The organism is Sphingobium sp. L-44 (assembly GCF_056859495.1).
In genome coordinates, this window is sequence record NZ_JBSXOQ010000057.1 from 1 (window position 1) to 14119 (window position 14119).

Consider the following 14119-nt stretch of genomic DNA (forward strand, 5'->3'; position numbering starts at 1 on the left):
CTTCAAAAACAGCTCTGCCAAGCAGGCCAGAACCCAAAGGAGAAAACCACGGGTTGACCCACCCATGACACCCGAAACATAATCCGCAGACGGGTCACTTCTCGATGGAAAACCCGGGTCACTTCTCAGTGGAAATCAACAGGTGAACAGCCGGCGGACGTTTTGCCAGCCGCCAAGACATTCGATGTAGTACCGCGATACCAGCCCACCCATCGAGTGGCCGATAAGAATGACCTTCGCAGCGTCATTCCCCGAGGCTTTGCGCCAATTGGCCAGCTTCTCATCGACGAAGGTAGCCAGCCGCTTGGCGCTGACACGGTTGTCGCGACGCCAGTCGTAAGCGAACGGGAAGAAATTCTCTCCCTGCCTCAGCCCTACTGACTGCCGCAGCATCTGCCCGAAACCACCGTACAGATCGGACTTCATGAGCCCTGGGATCATGGAAATGCCACCAATCACCTCTCCCGGTCGAATCCCATCTCCAAGATCAATGTCGTGTGATTCGCTTGAGATGATTAGATCTTCAAGCTGATGCTCTCGCAGCGTCTTTAGAATGAAACCCGACGTTAAATTCCAAAGGACTTTGCCTCCCCGGACCAATGTGGATCCGGCTATCCCAGGCAGAAATATGACAACGTCAGGAAATGTGCTGCTCATACGTCCCAAAATAAAGTTTCATATGCGGATTTTCCATCTCAAGACTTTCTTGTGCATACCCTGCTCGTTGTCCAGCACCGAAATGGTCAGCAGTTTGTTGTGTTGGCCCCAGCATCCTTGCGCTTGGCTGCACCTCGCATGTGCCGCTCATCTGAGTAGCTTGATGCTCGAAGGGCTCTTCGCTTCGATCGGGCTATCGCCTCGCGCTAATCAGACGCCCGCCTTCCTCTGAACCTTTGCTTGCCCGACTCTGCCCCACATCTTCGAGATGCGAAGATGTAGGGCAGCATCACGAATTCATCAGAGCCAGCGAACCCGGCCGGTCGACAGTTCGTACACGGCGCCCACGACCTTCAACTCTCCACGCTCCTGCGGCTCGATCAGCATAGGCTCCGAGAATTTCTGCAGGCGTTCGACCATCCGCCGGACATTTTCCTCGACAGCGGTATCGACCAACTTGTCTTCACCGACATTGCGCTGAGCAGCCAGAACGGCCGGTACGATCGGCTCGATCATACGGGCGATGCTACCCGGAAAGCGTGTGTCCTTCGTCACGACGTCGGCTGCAGCCGCAACAGCGCCGCACTTCTCATGCCCCAACACGACGATGAGCGGCACCTTCAGCACGGCCACCGAATATTCGATGGAGCCCATGCCGGCGGTGTCCACGTTGTTACCGGCAGTCCGGACAATGAACAGTTCGCCGAGGCCGGCACCGAACAGCTGTTCTGGACCAACGCGAGAGTCCGAACAGCCCACCAGCGTCGCGAACGGCTGCTGACCTTCTGCGAGCGCCAGTCGCCGCTCGCGTGACAAGTCGGCCGGCACCGGCGCATCAGCTACGAATGCCTCATTGCCGTCGACCAAGCGCTGCAGGGCCTCGTCCGGTGTCGGTTGCGTGCTAATTACGCTTGCAGTTGCCACTTCTTACTCCTTCACATGAATGGGCGCGCGAGGCAGATAAGAACCGTCTGTCGCCGGCGCCCAACTCGATCGTAACGATTGATTTCCGTCCCTTTACGGCCTGTTGGAGGGTGTAACGGCTGCGTCTGTCCTTTGATCCCCTACCCTACCACTGCGTTCCCGCCACAGGAGGAAGCGGCCCCGGGCTCTTCCTCCCCAGAGACTCCAAAAGGTCGATTTCGATCGTCCTACACATCGTTGATAGCGGCACGTCATGGACGGTGTTGGCAAACGGGTCCGTCAGATCCTGCCCGATCCGCAACGCAGCCAGGAAGATCATCCCGATCAGGGTCGACCCGATTGGCGTGTAAAGATCCAGCGTCTCGACCAGCGAGATCGGCAGCAACACGCAGAACAGCCGCGTGAAGAAGTTCGGCATGAACTCGAAGCCATTTGGCAGCGGCGTATTCTTGATGCGCTCCATGCCCCCTTGGGCATTGGCAATGTCGATCATCACCCGCTCGAACAGCGACTGCTGAATGGTGTCGATCTTCCCGTCAGCCCGCGCTCCAGACACGATGCGGGACATATCCTCGAGCAGCGCGTTGGGGCGGTTCGTACGCTCGGCAGCGACTTCGGCCGCCTCCTTGCCTGCCAGCCGCTCAATATCCTCTGTCGGATCCTGCCCCCGCAGGCGGCACCGCATCGCATGGGCAAAGGAGATCTGCCGCAGCACAATGGCTTCCGCTTCCGGGCCAGCTGGCAGCACATTGCGGCACAACCGGGCCATGCTGCGCGATGCGTTGATCAATGCACCCCATAAGGTGCGCGCTTCCCACCAGCGGGCATAAGCAGCATTCGTCCGGAAACCGAGAAACAGGGCGATAGCCGTGCCGAACAAGGCGACCGGCAGCGCTGGCTCCTTGATCGGCATGTATCGGTGGAAGATGGTGACAGCCACATCCCAGGCAAACAGAATGGTCAGCGGCTTCCAGATTTCGAGTATTATCTGCTGCAGGCGAGGACGCGCTCCGACGATCATCGCGGTTCTCCATTGTATATGATGTGAGAAATCTAGCGCCCAATTCTTAAAATCAGGGGGCCACCAAGGATCTAGGCTGACGAGCGCCAGTTCGGTTCAGGATGTCGAAGTTGCCCTCGGCAAAGAAGCCTACATGCACCGGCCCGGGCGATAGGTTGTTCCAAGACCATTCGTACAAGCTGCCATGCTGGGGGCGTAGTTCCCCCCGCTGAGCGCCCGAAGCAATCGTATCGGCAAGAATGGAGCCCTGGTGCCCATCTTCCAGGCGAAGACGATAGCGGACCTTCGCGCCGCGACTGTCGCTTACGAACCGTACGGTCCCCTCGCCCGCCACATAGGCTGCTACCCGCTGCGTTTCGCCCGGCCGGATCGTGAAGTGCATACGCTTCGTGGCGAGAGGATCATTGGGCGGTGCGTGCAGTACGCCGGACATCGCCCACACTCCCACCACAGCGAGAGCGACGCATATCAATATGCCTGTCCCGACGAAGATGGCGTCGTATCTTCCGATCCTCACATCGCGTCTCGATGGTGGCCCGTGTCCTGCTCAGGCACGGACCGGATCTCGATATGCCAGAAGCCGCAGCGCGTTGATGACCACCAACAGCGTTGATCCTTCATGAAGGGCGACAGCCGGTCCGATGCCAAGACCCAGGATGGTCGCCGGCACGAGGAAGGCGACGACACCCAGACTGACGAACACGTTCTGCCGAATGACCCAGCGCGTGCTGCGGCTGAGACCCACCGCGAACGGCAGATGCGACAGATTGTCGGCCATGAGCGCCACATCGGCGGTTTCCAGAGCTACATCTGAGCCGGCTGCGCCCATGGCGATACCCACGGTCGCGGTCGCCATAGCTGGCGCGTCGTTCACGCCGTCACCGACCATGGCGACCTTGGTCTCGGCCCGCAGCTTCTTGATGGCCTCGACCTTGTCTTCAGGCATGAGATCGCCCCAGGCTTCATCGATCCCGACCTGCTTGCCTATGGCATCAGCCACACGCTGGTGATCGCCCGAGATCATGATCATCCGCTTGATGCCGATCTCGCGCAGACGTTCCAGCGCCGCGCGGGCGGCTTCGCGCGGCGTATCCAGAAGACCGATGGCCCCCATGTCCCGCGAACCGCTGCGCACGACCATGCTGGTCTGGCCTGCCTCCCGGAGCGTCTTAATCGCGGCATCCATCTCTCCGGACAGCGGGGCGATGCCGTCGCTGCCGAACATCTCGGCCTTGCCGATGAGAACTTCGTCTTCACCGACAAGAGCCGAGATGCCGCGACCCGTGAGGCTTTTCAGATTTTCAGCCTCCGGAACTGGATGATCGCCAATATGGTCGCGTCCGTCGCGCGCGATCGCCTGGGCCAGCGGATGGTCGCTGAGGCTTTCTACAGCCACCGCCAACGCCATCAGCTCTTCCTTGGTAATGCCAGGCGCCGGGATGATCTGCTGGATGCGCGGCTCGCCCATCGTCAGCGTGCCGGTCTTGTCGAACGCGATAGCGTCGAGCGAACCCAGCAATTCGAGCGGGGCACCGCCCTTCACCAGGACGCCACCACGCGCCGCACGGGCAACACCCGACAGCACGGCGCTCGGCGTCGCGATGGCCAGCGCACAGGGACTGGCGGCCACAAGGACGGCCATCGCCCGATAGAAACTGTCGCGGAAAGGCTCGTCGACGACGACCCATGCGAACAGCAACAGGAACGCCAGCACAAGCACCGCAGGCACGAAGAAGCGCTCAAAGCGATCCGTGAACCGCTGCGTCTGCGACTTCTGCGTCTCCGCCTCGCTGACCATCTTCACGACCTTGGCCAGCGTGCTCTCGCTCGACAGGCGCGTGACCTCGATCTCGATGAGGCCGCTGCCGTTGATTGTGCCGGCGAAGACCCGGCTCGCTGCAGCGACGCGATCAGGATTGGCCCGGGCAGCGTCCGCGCTTTCGACCGGCTCCTTGTCGACCGGGATGCTCTCGCCGGTGACAGGCGCCTGATTAACCGCAGAATTGCCCTTGATGACGAAGCCATCGGCCGCGATGCGCTCGTCCGGCTTGATGATGACGACGTCGCCAAGGACCAGTTCCTCGACCGGCACGACGCTGGAGCCACCATCCATCCGCCGAACGGTAGCCGTCCGCGGCGCCAGTTCGGCCAGCGCTTCGATTGCACGCTTGGCGCGCCCCATGGCGTAGTGCTCGAGCGCATGCCCCAGACTGAAGAGGAATAGCAGCAAAGCGCCTTCGGCCCAAGCCCCAAGAGCGGCCGCGCCTGCTGCTGCCACCAGCATCAGCGTATCGATCTCGAAGCGCTTCTGGCGCAGATTTTCGATGGCCTCGCGCACTGTATAGAAGCCGCCGAAGACATAAGCCGCTATGAAGAGAGCGAACGGAACCCAGGCGGGTGCAGTCAGGAACGTCTCGATGAGGTAGCCCACCCCCAGTGCGCCGCCGCAGGCCAGAGCAAAGATCAGCTCGGTGTTGGGTCCAAGCAATCCGCCGTGCCCATGATCATGGTCGTGCTTCTCGCCAGCCGGGTGATCGTGATCTTTGTCGTGGTCATGTGCCGACGGCTTCTTGTCCGGAGCGGTGAGAGCCTTGCGGCTCACACCTGCATCGCGAAGCGCCGTAAGAATTCCATCCTCCGAAGTGATCGTGCGATCGAACTCGACCCGCACCGTCCCAGGAAGAATGGCCTCGGCTTCAAGCACGCCTGGCAGCGCGCGAAGCGTTTCGCCAATAGACCTGGCACGCCTCTGATGACCAATGCCGTCGACCTCCCACACCACATGGCCTATACGCTCTGCGATCTGCGTCCCCGCCGCCTTCGCCAGCTCCCGGATACGCGGAAGAGAGATCGCGTCCGGATCATAGTGGATGCACAGCTGCGGCAGTGTGCCGGCTGGTTCCTTCGTGACATGCACTTCAGAGACACCGGGACGGCTTTCGATCAAGGATATCAGGCGCGAAACGCAGCCATCAGCCGTGTCGGTGACTTCGGGGAGCAGCAGGGGGACATCGAGGCGGAGTTTTTCAATCATGACCATTATCCTGGTTGGGGCACACTATCTTCGGTAAAAGCAGTTGCCATCAAGGTGGATGCAGGCGTCCCTGCTTGCTGATCGTCCGGGTTCTCCTGCAGATCAGCGGCTTCTGATCGGCGCGTACCAGCTTCAACGTGTCGACGCCGGTCAGGCTGACATTGAGCTTATCGCCGACATAGGTCAGGCCCGTGTCGGGCGCGGTGAGACGGATCGGCTTCTGGTCCGGCAGGATCGCCAGATCGAGGGTCAACCCATCGACAAGGAAATCGCCATCCAGCTGCGTTCCATCTTCGCATGCGTAAAGATGCTCCCCGACGAGCGTAGGGATGGAATTGCGGTCATGGCGACTTTCATCGCCGCCGCTATTCTGCTGGCATCCCATCAGGCTGAGCATCAGGGCTCCTCCAGTCAGGGAGAGACGGCTCAAACGATACTGTTTCAGGCGCATGTTGTTTCCCGGATCTCGAGGGTAAACTGTCGTCATGGGCGGCAAGGGAAGCCGCCCATGACGCGGGCCGTTCTCACACACAGGGGTAGGTGCGGCGGCCAAACTGGTCATCAGTCGAACAGTTCGCGCAGGAAGCCCTTGCGACGACCATGATGGCCGCCCCGAGATCCATGGCCGTCACTACGATCGCTTCCATGCTTTGAGCCGGACACACCCAGCGTGCCTTCACGCCGTTCGACCGGCTGAGTTTCGCTGATGCTGCGTTCGATGATCTTGTCGAGTTCACCGCGGTCGAGCCAAACGCCACGACACTGAGGGCAATAGTCGATCTCGATGCCCTGTCGTTCGCTCATGAGCAGGTCGACCTTGCACGCCGGACAGGCCAGTCCGTTCGAAGGGGTACGGTTCGTCATGTCAGGCCTCCTTGATTTCTGGGCGGCCCTTGGCCTCCCGAATTTCGCTACGGGCGTCCTTGAGGATCTCGATCCCGCCCTTGATGGCGATCAGCGCAGTAGCGACACCGACGAGAAGATCCGGCCAGTTTGTGCCGAGCCACCAGACCAGCACGCCGGCGATCAAAATGCCGCCATTCGAAATGAAGTCGTTGAAGCTAAAGGTTGTAGCTGCGCGCATGTTGACGTCTGGCTGCTCAAGCCGTTGCAGCAGCCTCAGGCAGATGAAGTTGACGACGGCTGCCACGGCCGACATCGCCATCATCGCTGTGCCAATGGGCTCGCTGCCGTAGACATATCGACGACCGACATCGACGAGGATGCCGACTGCGAAGACCAACAGCATAGAGCCGGAGAACATTGCCGCCCGGCTCTTCCACATGACGCCTCGGCTCAGGGCTACTAGGCTCAGAGCATAGACGAGAGCATCCGACAAATTGTCGACACCATTGGCGATGAGCGCGCTGGAGTCTCCAGTGAAGCCCACGACAAAGAAGGCAGCAGATATGAGGACATTCAGGATCAGCACGATCCAGAGCGTCTTGCGCTCCATTCCCTGATCGGCGCCAGTCGTTGCGCTATCCATCGCCCTTCTCCTTGCCCTTGGTCACATTCGCGGCTCGCCGTTTGTGACGATTGGGTGGAGGAACCGCACGGACCGCGCGCTTCGCCAAGGCCATGAAACTTGCGTCTTGCTCCCTCATCTGGCGACGAAGGCCCTGGACTATCAGGCGTGCCCACAGCCCGAGAAAACCTGTGCATTCGAAACTGTGCCGCACGTGCAGTCCTGTTTCATTCTCGAAAAGCTCATACCCCTCTTCGATACTGAACAGCGGGAATGTCCTTGTCCGCCAGCGGATGCTGTCCGGCTTTTGATGGGCCACAATCTTAGCTTCGAGCGATGCATGTTTCCCCATCACACTCCAAGTCATATCGATCTTGTTCCCAAGCTCGATCACGCATGGGCCAAAGCGATAGTGCGGGTGCCATGCCTCATATTGGTTGAGGTCGGCCAACAGCCCCCATGCCCGCATACGCGAGATCTGAGGACTGAATATGGTTTCCTCTCTCATCGGTCTGATCCTTTCCTTCGATCAGGAAGAGGCGGGAGGGCAATTCCTGCCCTCCCGTCACATCAGTGCTGCGGTTGAGCAGCCGGGGAGACCTCGACCTCTGGATCGTCCTCCTCGACCATGCTGGTGCGGCCGTATCGCGCGTAGAGCGTCGGCAGGACGAACAGGGTCAGGAGCGTCGCAGAGATCAGGCCGCCGATTACGACCGTCGCCAGCGGCTTCTGGACTTCGGCGCCAGCGCCACTGCCCAGGGCCATCGGCACGAAGCCAAGGCTTGCAACCAGCGCCGTCATGACCACCGGCCTCAGACGCTGAAGCGCGCCCACCCGAGCGGCTTCGGCCCGGTCCATGCCGGTTCGCATGAGATCCTGAATGGAGGACACCATGACGAGGCCGTTCAGGACCGCGATACCGGACAGCGCGATGAAACCGACCGCTGCGGAGATGGAGAAATCCATGCCCCGCAGGAAGAGGGCCAGCACGCCGCCCACCAAGGCGAGAGGAACGCCAGTGAACACGATGGCTGCATCACGGACCGACCCTAACGCGCCATAGAGGAGCAGCAGGATCAGAACGAAGCAAGCCGGGATCACCAGTTGCAACCGTTCCTGGGCCGATGCCAGATTCTCGAACTGGCCACCCCATTCGAGATAGCTGCCAGGCGGAAGACGCACTTCCTTACCAATGGCAGCCTGCGCATCTGCGACCACGCCGCCGACGTCACGGCCACGCACGTTTGCCTGGACGACAACGCGACGCTTGCCATTTTCACGACTGATCTGGTTTGGACCGTCGACGACGCGGATATCCGCCACGCTGGCCAGCGGCACAAACTGCCCACCCGGCGTCGGCACCTGAACCTGGCTCAGCAGCGATATATCGGCGCGCTGATCTTCGGAAAGACGGATCACCACCGGGAAACGGCGGTCGCCTTCGAAGATCATGCCCGACTGCTGGCCCCCCAGCGTTGCGTTCACGATGTCCTGCACGTCCTGAGCGGTAACGCCGAGGCGGGCCATGGCATCGCGATTGACGCGGATGTCGAGCATCGGAAGGCCCGTGGTCTGCTCGACCTTGACGTCAGCCGCCCCCTGCGTCCGTCGCAGGACGCTGGCGATCTTCTCCGCCGTCGCGTTCATCGAGTTGAAGTCGTCTCCGAAGACCTTGACCGCGATATCACCACGCACGCCAGCAATGAGCTCGTTGAAGCGCATCTGGATCGGCTGGGTGATCTCGTAGGCGTTGCCCGGAAACTTGGCGAGCTGCCCCTCGATCCGAGAGATGAGTTCCTCCTTCTTCAGGCTGGGGTCCGGCCATTCCTTCCGATCCTTGAGGATGACGAACATGTCCGTGGCGTTGGGCGGCATCGGGTCGGATGCCAGTTCGGCCGTACCCGTCTTGGAGAAGACGAACTTCACCTCCGGCTGCTTCGACATCATCTGCTCGATCGGCACCTGCATCGCCTGGCTCTGCTGCACCGACGTCGCCGGAATACGTAGAGCTTGGATCAATAGGTCGCCCTCATCGAGCTGCGGCAGGAAAACCTGTCCCAACGACATGAAGGCCAGGATCGCGAGAACGAAGCCGCCGACACCCGCACCGACAGTGACGACAGGCCGCTTCATCGCCCGGTCGAGACCGGGTTCGTAGCGGGCCTTGAGCCAGCCCATGATCCGCCCTTCCTTCTCCTCGATCCGCTTGGACAGCCACAGGGCAATCGCGGCAGGCACGAAGGTCAGGGAAAGGATGAAGGCACAGACCAGCGCGATGATGACGGTCAGCGCCATCGGTACGAAGGTTTTGCCCTCGACACCGGTCAGAGTGAGCAGCGGCACATAAACGAGGATGATGATCGCCTGGCCATAGACCGATGGCTTAATCATCTCGCGGGCAGCGGAAGCGACCGTGTCCAGCCGCTCCTTCACAGTCAGCAGGCGACCCTCATGATGCTGATGCTCCGCCATGCGTCGCAGGGCATTTTCGACGATGATGACGGCGCCATCGACGATGAGGCCAAAATCGAGCGCGCCAAGGCTCATGAGGTTCGCTGACACGCCGGCACGCAACATGCCAAAGCCCGTCAGCATCATGGTCACCGGGATGATGACGGCGGCAATCAGCGCGGCTCGGAAGTTGCCGAGCAGCAGGAACAGCACCACGATGACGAGGATAGCGCCTTCGCCCAGATTCTTGGCAACCGTCTTGATAGTGGAATTCACCAGCGCCGTACGGTTCAGCACCGGCTGCACGATCACGTCCGGCGGCAGCGAGGCGTTGATCTCCTCTAGCCGGTTGGCGACCGCCGTCGCGACGGTACGGCTATTCTCGCCAATCCGCATAATGGCGGTGCCGACGACGACCTCGGTTCCGTTTTCAGATGCCGACCCCATGCGAATAGCCTGCCCGGTACGAACGGACGCGACTTGCCCAAGAGTGATGGGTACACCTTCCCGGGTGGCCACCACGATATTGGAAAGTTCGTCGGCGTTGCGGACAAGAGCGTCTGCACGGACTGCCAGACCTTCGCCATTGCGGTTGACGAAGCCGCCACCGACGCTGGTGTTATTACGTTCGAGGGCCGTGCTGAGCTGGGTCAGCGTGATCCCCATCGAAGCCAGGCGCTGGACGTCGGGCACGACGAGAAACTGCTTGGCATAGCCGCCGATCGAATCGACGCCAGCCAAGCCCTGCGTGTTCTTCAGCAGCGGCGAAACGATCCAGTCCTGCGCGGTACGCAGGTAGGTCGCCTTGTCGGTATCGTTGGTCAGCCGTTCGCCTTCCGGCGTGATGTAGCTGCCATCGGGCTGCATGCCGGGTTCACCCGGTTGATGCTTGTCGTCCTTGCGATGCTCCAGACGGACGGTCCACATATAGACCTCCCCCAGACCGGTGGCGATCGGGCCCATTTCGGGCGTTACGCCATCGGGCAAGTTCTCGGACACGCCTGTCAGACGCTCGCCGACCTGCTGGCGGGCGAAAAAGATATCCGTCTGATCGGAGAAGACGGCAGTGACCTGCGCAAAGCCGTTGCGGCTGAGCGAACGGCTATATTCGAGGCCCGGAATACCCGCGAGTGCGGTCTCGATCGGGAACGCGACCTGCTTTTCGACCAACTCGGGCGACAGCGCGGGCGCACGGACGTTGATCTGCACCTGGTTATTAGTGATGTCCGGCACCGCGTCGATCGGCAGGCGAGACAGAGCAGCGGCGCCGATCACAGCGGCTATGGCGGTCAGCAGCAGGACGAGCCAGCGCTTGTGAACCGCCCATGTTACGATTGGGGCGATCATCGGCTCAGTCCTCCGCGGCTTCGCTCTTGCCGAGTTCGGCCTTGAGCGTGAAGCTGTTGACGGTGGCGATCTCCTCAGTGCCCTTCAGGCCCGACTTGATGATCACGCTGTCGCCAGCACTGTCGCCCAGTTGGACGGCGGTCGCTTGGAACCCGGCCTTGGTCCGGACGAACACGACCGACCTGCCCTCTTCCGTCTGCACGGCAGTCAGCGGCACACGGATGGCCCCATCGCCGCCACTGCCGGTGAGCGCGACCGATGCCGTGACCGGCTCCCCGACGCGCCAGAGGCCATCCCGATTATCGAGGGTCGCGATGACGGGAACGAGTCGCGTATTGGTATCGAGCGCCGGCGACACGAACGTCACCTTCGCGGTCGCCTGTCGACCGGCTGCCTTGATGTTCACCGTTGCGCCCGGACGCACCCGGCCCGCATCCTGCGGCTGCAAGTTGAGAGAGAGTGACACGCTGGACAGGTTGGCAACCCGGAACAGTTCAGCGTCCGCCGCGACCGTCTGCCCCAGCACGACGCTGCGGCCGATGACCTGACCGGACATGGGCGCCACGATCCCGATGCGATTGAGGCCGCCGCCACCCGTGCCCGCGGCGGAAACCTGCTGCTGCGCCAGACGAAGGGCGATGCTGGCCTCGGTCGCTGCGGTGCGGGCAGCGATGAGATCCTGCTCAGGCGAGACCCGCTGAGAGAACAGGCGCTGCTCGCGGGCGAGATTGCTGTTTGCCAGAGATAGCCGGGCGCGTGCCGCTTCGGTCTCAGCGTTGAGAGAAGCTGCCTCGCGGCTTTCGATCACGGCCAGCGTCTGGCCGCGACCGATCGACTGTCCAAGGTTGCGGGTGAGCGATACGACCCTGCCGCCGATCGCAGCGGATACGACCTGCGTGCCTTGCGGATCACCGTCGATGGTAGCGGGGAGTTCGATCGTGCCCGAGCCGCCCATCATCGGGCGCGCCGTCTGAATGCCAGCCGATGCGATCTGATCGGCCGAGAGCGTGATCTTGCCCTCTTCGGCTTTCTCCCCTGCCTTTGCTTCAGCAGCGGGCGCCGCGTCGTTGGTCGGGTTCTCCTCGGCACCGCTTCCGCAAGCTGCGAGCGCCAGCATCAGGGACAGGGGCAAGGCGGCGTAGATGATCTTCTTAGATGTCATGGATCAGTTCCCCTGTTCCGGCGCGGGCGCTGTCAGGCGCTCCAGTTGCGCGCGGGCATTCTGATAAGAGGCAAGTGCGTCGATGGCGGCGAGGCGCGTCTGAGCAAGCGTGCGTTCTGCATCGAGCAGGTCGAGCTGGCCGAACTTGCCTTCGCGATAGCCGATGCGCGCGATGCGGGCCGCTTCCTGGGCCGCCTCAAGGGCAGGACCAGTAGCCGTCTGTGCAGTGACTGCGGCATTCGATGCCGATGTCTGCGCGTCGGTGATGGCCTGCTCGACATCGAGCGCTGTCATCCGCTTCTGGGCTTCCACCTGATTGCGCTGCGCGCGAGCCTGCGCGACAGCCGCCTTGCCCGAATTGAAGATCGGGATAGGCATCGTGACCGTGAAGATCAGGGCCGTATCATTGGTGGCTGACAGCCTGCGTAAACCAGGGCCTGCCTCGAGATTGGGGACTCGTTGAGAATTGGCGAGTCGAACATTGGCATCAGCTACGGCAAGGTCCGCATCTGCGGCCGCCAGGGCCAGAGTACCTGCCGCGCTCGGTGGGACTTCGGGGCCATAGCCATGTGGCAAGCGCTCCAACCATGCCGTATCGAGCGGTCCGCCCATCGGCTGCCCAATCCGACGCTCGAGATTGGCGCGGCTGGCCTGAGCCAGGCGGATAGTCCGAACCAGTTCGGCATCGGCGTTGATCTTCGCAACGTTAGCGCGTTGCTCCTCTATCGGAGAGGCCCGCCCGGCCTTCACCCGTACGCTCGCAGCGTTCGCGGCGTCGCCGGCTATGCGCGCCTGATCGCGCGCCGTCTGGACACGCCGTTCGGCAGCAGCCGCTTCGATATACAGCTGCGTGACCTGCAGCCTGATGTCTGCCTGCGTGATCGCCGAGACTAACAGTGCCTTGTCGGTCTGGGCATTAGCGACCGCGATGCGTGCGGACCGCTTGCCACCCAGTTCGATGGGAACAGCCATGCTGACCGTCGACTCGGCGCTACCAACGCCGCGATACGGTCCGCTTCCTGCGATATTCTCCACCTGCGTCTGCACGGTGGGATTGGGACGAAGACCAGCGACGGTACGTGCGGCGCGGGCTGCTTCGACATTGGCTTGCGCGGCTTCGGCCGCCGGGGCGCTGCCACCAGCGGCGGCGACTGCCTGATCAAGCGTATAGGGTGACGCCCCCGCTACCGCAGCGGGCATCTCCTGTGCCTGCGCCACAGCGACGCAGGACACGGCAGCCAATAAGGCTGCAATGGATCGGAACATGAATAGGAATCCTGAACACGAGTCATGGACGACCGGCGGCCTGAATTCAGGCGCAACGGTCCACTATGGCTCTGTCAGACTATGGGTGGGCGCAGGTCGGGGCCGATGGCCCAGCGCTTGGACGGGATCGGTGCAGGAATGAACGCAGGAGCGTTCACCGCGGAGGGGAGCATATCATCGCTGGCCGAAGCTGGCACGAACGCCGGAGCGCCCTGGCAACCACCATGATGATGCGGCATGCCCTTGTCAGCATCACCCTGCGTCTGGTCCGCATCGCCATCACTATGCACGTAACCGGAGCATTCAATGGTGGGTGCCTGAGCGTTAGGAACTTCCTGGGCATGCACCATCGTCGTCGTCAGCATGGACAACGAAATCAGGCAGAGCAGGAAACGTCCTAAGCGGCGCATGACAGGCTACATAGTAGGCTTTCCGCAGAATGTCATCTGCAAAAGTAATATCGCGGCATATTGGACTGTTTCTGAATGTTACATCAGATCATTGTGCCATGATAGCGCACTGATACACCATATCATCACGGATTAACTTTGCCTAAACTATGATGAGATCCAATATACATCATGGCATCAGCAAGAATCATTCGAATAAATCTGCATGACGCGCCAGACACAAGGCACAATTTGCCGAATTAGGTTTCGTGGACAAAGGTTGACAGCAGGATCGGGCGTTGATTCAAGGCTGCCTTTTGGAGGTGGCGTTGGGCGAGCGTATTGGGCTGACGGAGGACGAGTGGGGGATCATCGGCACATTACTGCCATCTGAGCGTGG

13 protein-coding genes are annotated in these 14119 nt (G+C 61.4%); all 13 read right to left on the bottom strand.

The window, feature by feature from the left end; genetic code table 11:
- Window positions 1–135: 135 nt before the first annotated feature.
- Window positions 136–657, bottom strand: coding sequence for a lipase/acyltransferase domain-containing protein (locus tag AC13EK_RS05795; RefSeq protein WP_069337829.1), 522 nt, complete (start codon window positions 655–657; stop codon window positions 136–138).
- A 300-nt stretch (window positions 658–957) separates the two neighbouring features.
- On the bottom strand, window positions 958–1581 hold the full coding sequence (locus AC13EK_RS05800; RefSeq protein WP_004210803.1) for a carbonic anhydrase: 624 nt from the start codon (window positions 1579–1581) through the stop codon (window positions 958–960).
- A 145-nt stretch (window positions 1582–1726) separates the two neighbouring features.
- On the bottom strand, window positions 1727–2602 hold the full coding sequence (locus tag AC13EK_RS05805; protein ID WP_069337828.1) for a bestrophin family protein: 876 nt from the start codon (window positions 2600–2602) through the stop codon (window positions 1727–1729).
- 52 nt (window positions 2603–2654) lie between these two features.
- The gene (locus tag AC13EK_RS05810) at window positions 2655–3035 is read right to left on the bottom strand and encodes a hypothetical protein (RefSeq protein WP_234792434.1); all 381 of its coding nucleotides are present in this window, start codon (window positions 3033–3035) and stop codon (window positions 2655–2657) included.
- Window positions 3036–3149: 114 nt separating this feature from the next.
- Window positions 3150–5636, bottom strand: coding sequence for a heavy metal translocating P-type ATPase (locus AC13EK_RS05815; protein WP_170828721.1), 2487 nt, complete (start codon window positions 5634–5636; stop codon window positions 3150–3152).
- A gap of 49 nt (window positions 5637–5685) precedes the next feature.
- The gene (locus AC13EK_RS05820; RefSeq protein WP_375188278.1) at window positions 5686–6087 is read right to left on the bottom strand and encodes a hypothetical protein; all 402 of its coding nucleotides are present in this window, start codon (window positions 6085–6087) and stop codon (window positions 5686–5688) included.
- A 110-nt stretch (window positions 6088–6197) separates the two neighbouring features.
- Window positions 6198–6440: a TFIIB-type zinc ribbon-containing protein gene (locus AC13EK_RS05825; RefSeq protein WP_069337830.1), complete on the bottom strand. Its 243-nt coding sequence runs from the start codon at window positions 6438–6440 to the stop codon at window positions 6198–6200.
- Between the two features lie 61 nt (window positions 6441–6501).
- Entirely contained in the window at window positions 6502–7125 is a 624-nt protein-coding gene (locus AC13EK_RS05830) for a cation efflux transmembrane domain-containing protein (RefSeq protein WP_069337824.1), read from the bottom strand.
- Complete coding sequence (locus AC13EK_RS05835) at window positions 7118–7612, bottom strand: SRPBCC family protein (protein ID WP_069337823.1); 495 nt, start codon at window positions 7610–7612, stop codon at window positions 7118–7120. Before AC13EK_RS05835 ends, AC13EK_RS05830 begins: the two co-directional genes overlap by 8 nt.
- 62 nt (window positions 7613–7674) lie before the next feature.
- The gene (locus AC13EK_RS05840; protein WP_069337822.1) at window positions 7675–10902 is read right to left on the bottom strand and encodes an efflux RND transporter permease subunit; all 3228 of its coding nucleotides are present in this window, start codon (window positions 10900–10902) and stop codon (window positions 7675–7677) included.
- 4 nt (window positions 10903–10906) lie between these two features.
- On the bottom strand, window positions 10907–12064 hold the full coding sequence (locus AC13EK_RS05845) for an efflux RND transporter periplasmic adaptor subunit (RefSeq protein ID WP_069337821.1): 1158 nt from the start codon (window positions 12062–12064) through the stop codon (window positions 10907–10909).
- Window positions 12065–12067: 3 nt separating this feature from the next.
- On the bottom strand, window positions 12068–13330 hold the full coding sequence (locus AC13EK_RS05850; protein ID WP_048938604.1) for a TolC family protein: 1263 nt from the start codon (window positions 13328–13330) through the stop codon (window positions 12068–12070).
- Between the two features lie 74 nt (window positions 13331–13404).
- The gene (locus AC13EK_RS05855; RefSeq protein ID WP_277788494.1) at window positions 13405–13695 is read right to left on the bottom strand and encodes a hypothetical protein; all 291 of its coding nucleotides are present in this window, start codon (window positions 13693–13695) and stop codon (window positions 13405–13407) included.
- Window positions 13696–14119: the final 424 nt, after the last annotated feature.

Coding starts and splice junctions, on each gene's coding strand:
- AC13EK_RS05795 (WP_069337829.1), bottom strand. CDS start 657: ATGAGCAGCACATTTCCTGACGTTGTCATATTTCTGCCTGGGATAGCC.
- AC13EK_RS05805 (WP_069337828.1), bottom strand. CDS start 2,602: ATGATCGTCGGAGCGCGTCCTCGCCTGCAGCAGATAATACTCGAAATC.
- AC13EK_RS05810 (WP_234792434.1), bottom strand. CDS start 3,035: ATGTCCGGCGTACTGCACGCACCGCCCAATGATCCTCTCGCCACGAAG.
- AC13EK_RS05815 (WP_170828721.1), bottom strand. CDS start 5,636: ATGATTGAAAAACTCCGCCTCGATGTCCCCCTGCTGCTCCCCGAAGTC.
- AC13EK_RS05820 (WP_375188278.1), bottom strand. CDS start 6,087: ATGCGCCTGAAACAGTATCGTTTGAGCCGTCTCTCCCTGACTGGAGGA.
- AC13EK_RS05825 (WP_069337830.1), bottom strand. CDS start 6,440: ATGAGCGAACGACAGGGCATCGAGATCGACTATTGCCCTCAGTGTCGT.
- AC13EK_RS05830 (WP_069337824.1), bottom strand. CDS start 7,125: ATGGATAGCGCAACGACTGGCGCCGATCAGGGAATGGAGCGCAAGACG.
- AC13EK_RS05835 (WP_069337823.1), bottom strand. CDS start 7,612: ATGAGAGAGGAAACCATATTCAGTCCTCAGATCTCGCGTATGCGGGCA.
- AC13EK_RS05840 (WP_069337822.1), bottom strand. CDS start 10,902: ATGATCGCCCCAATCGTAACATGGGCGGTTCACAAGCGCTGGCTCGTC.
- AC13EK_RS05845 (WP_069337821.1), bottom strand. CDS start 12,064: ATGACATCTAAGAAGATCATCTACGCCGCCTTGCCCCTGTCCCTGATG.
- AC13EK_RS05850 (WP_048938604.1), bottom strand. CDS start 13,330: ATGTTCCGATCCATTGCAGCCTTATTGGCTGCCGTGTCCTGCGTCGCT.
- AC13EK_RS05855 (WP_277788494.1), bottom strand. CDS start 13,695: ATGCTGACGACGACGATGGTGCATGCCCAGGAAGTTCCTAACGCTCAG.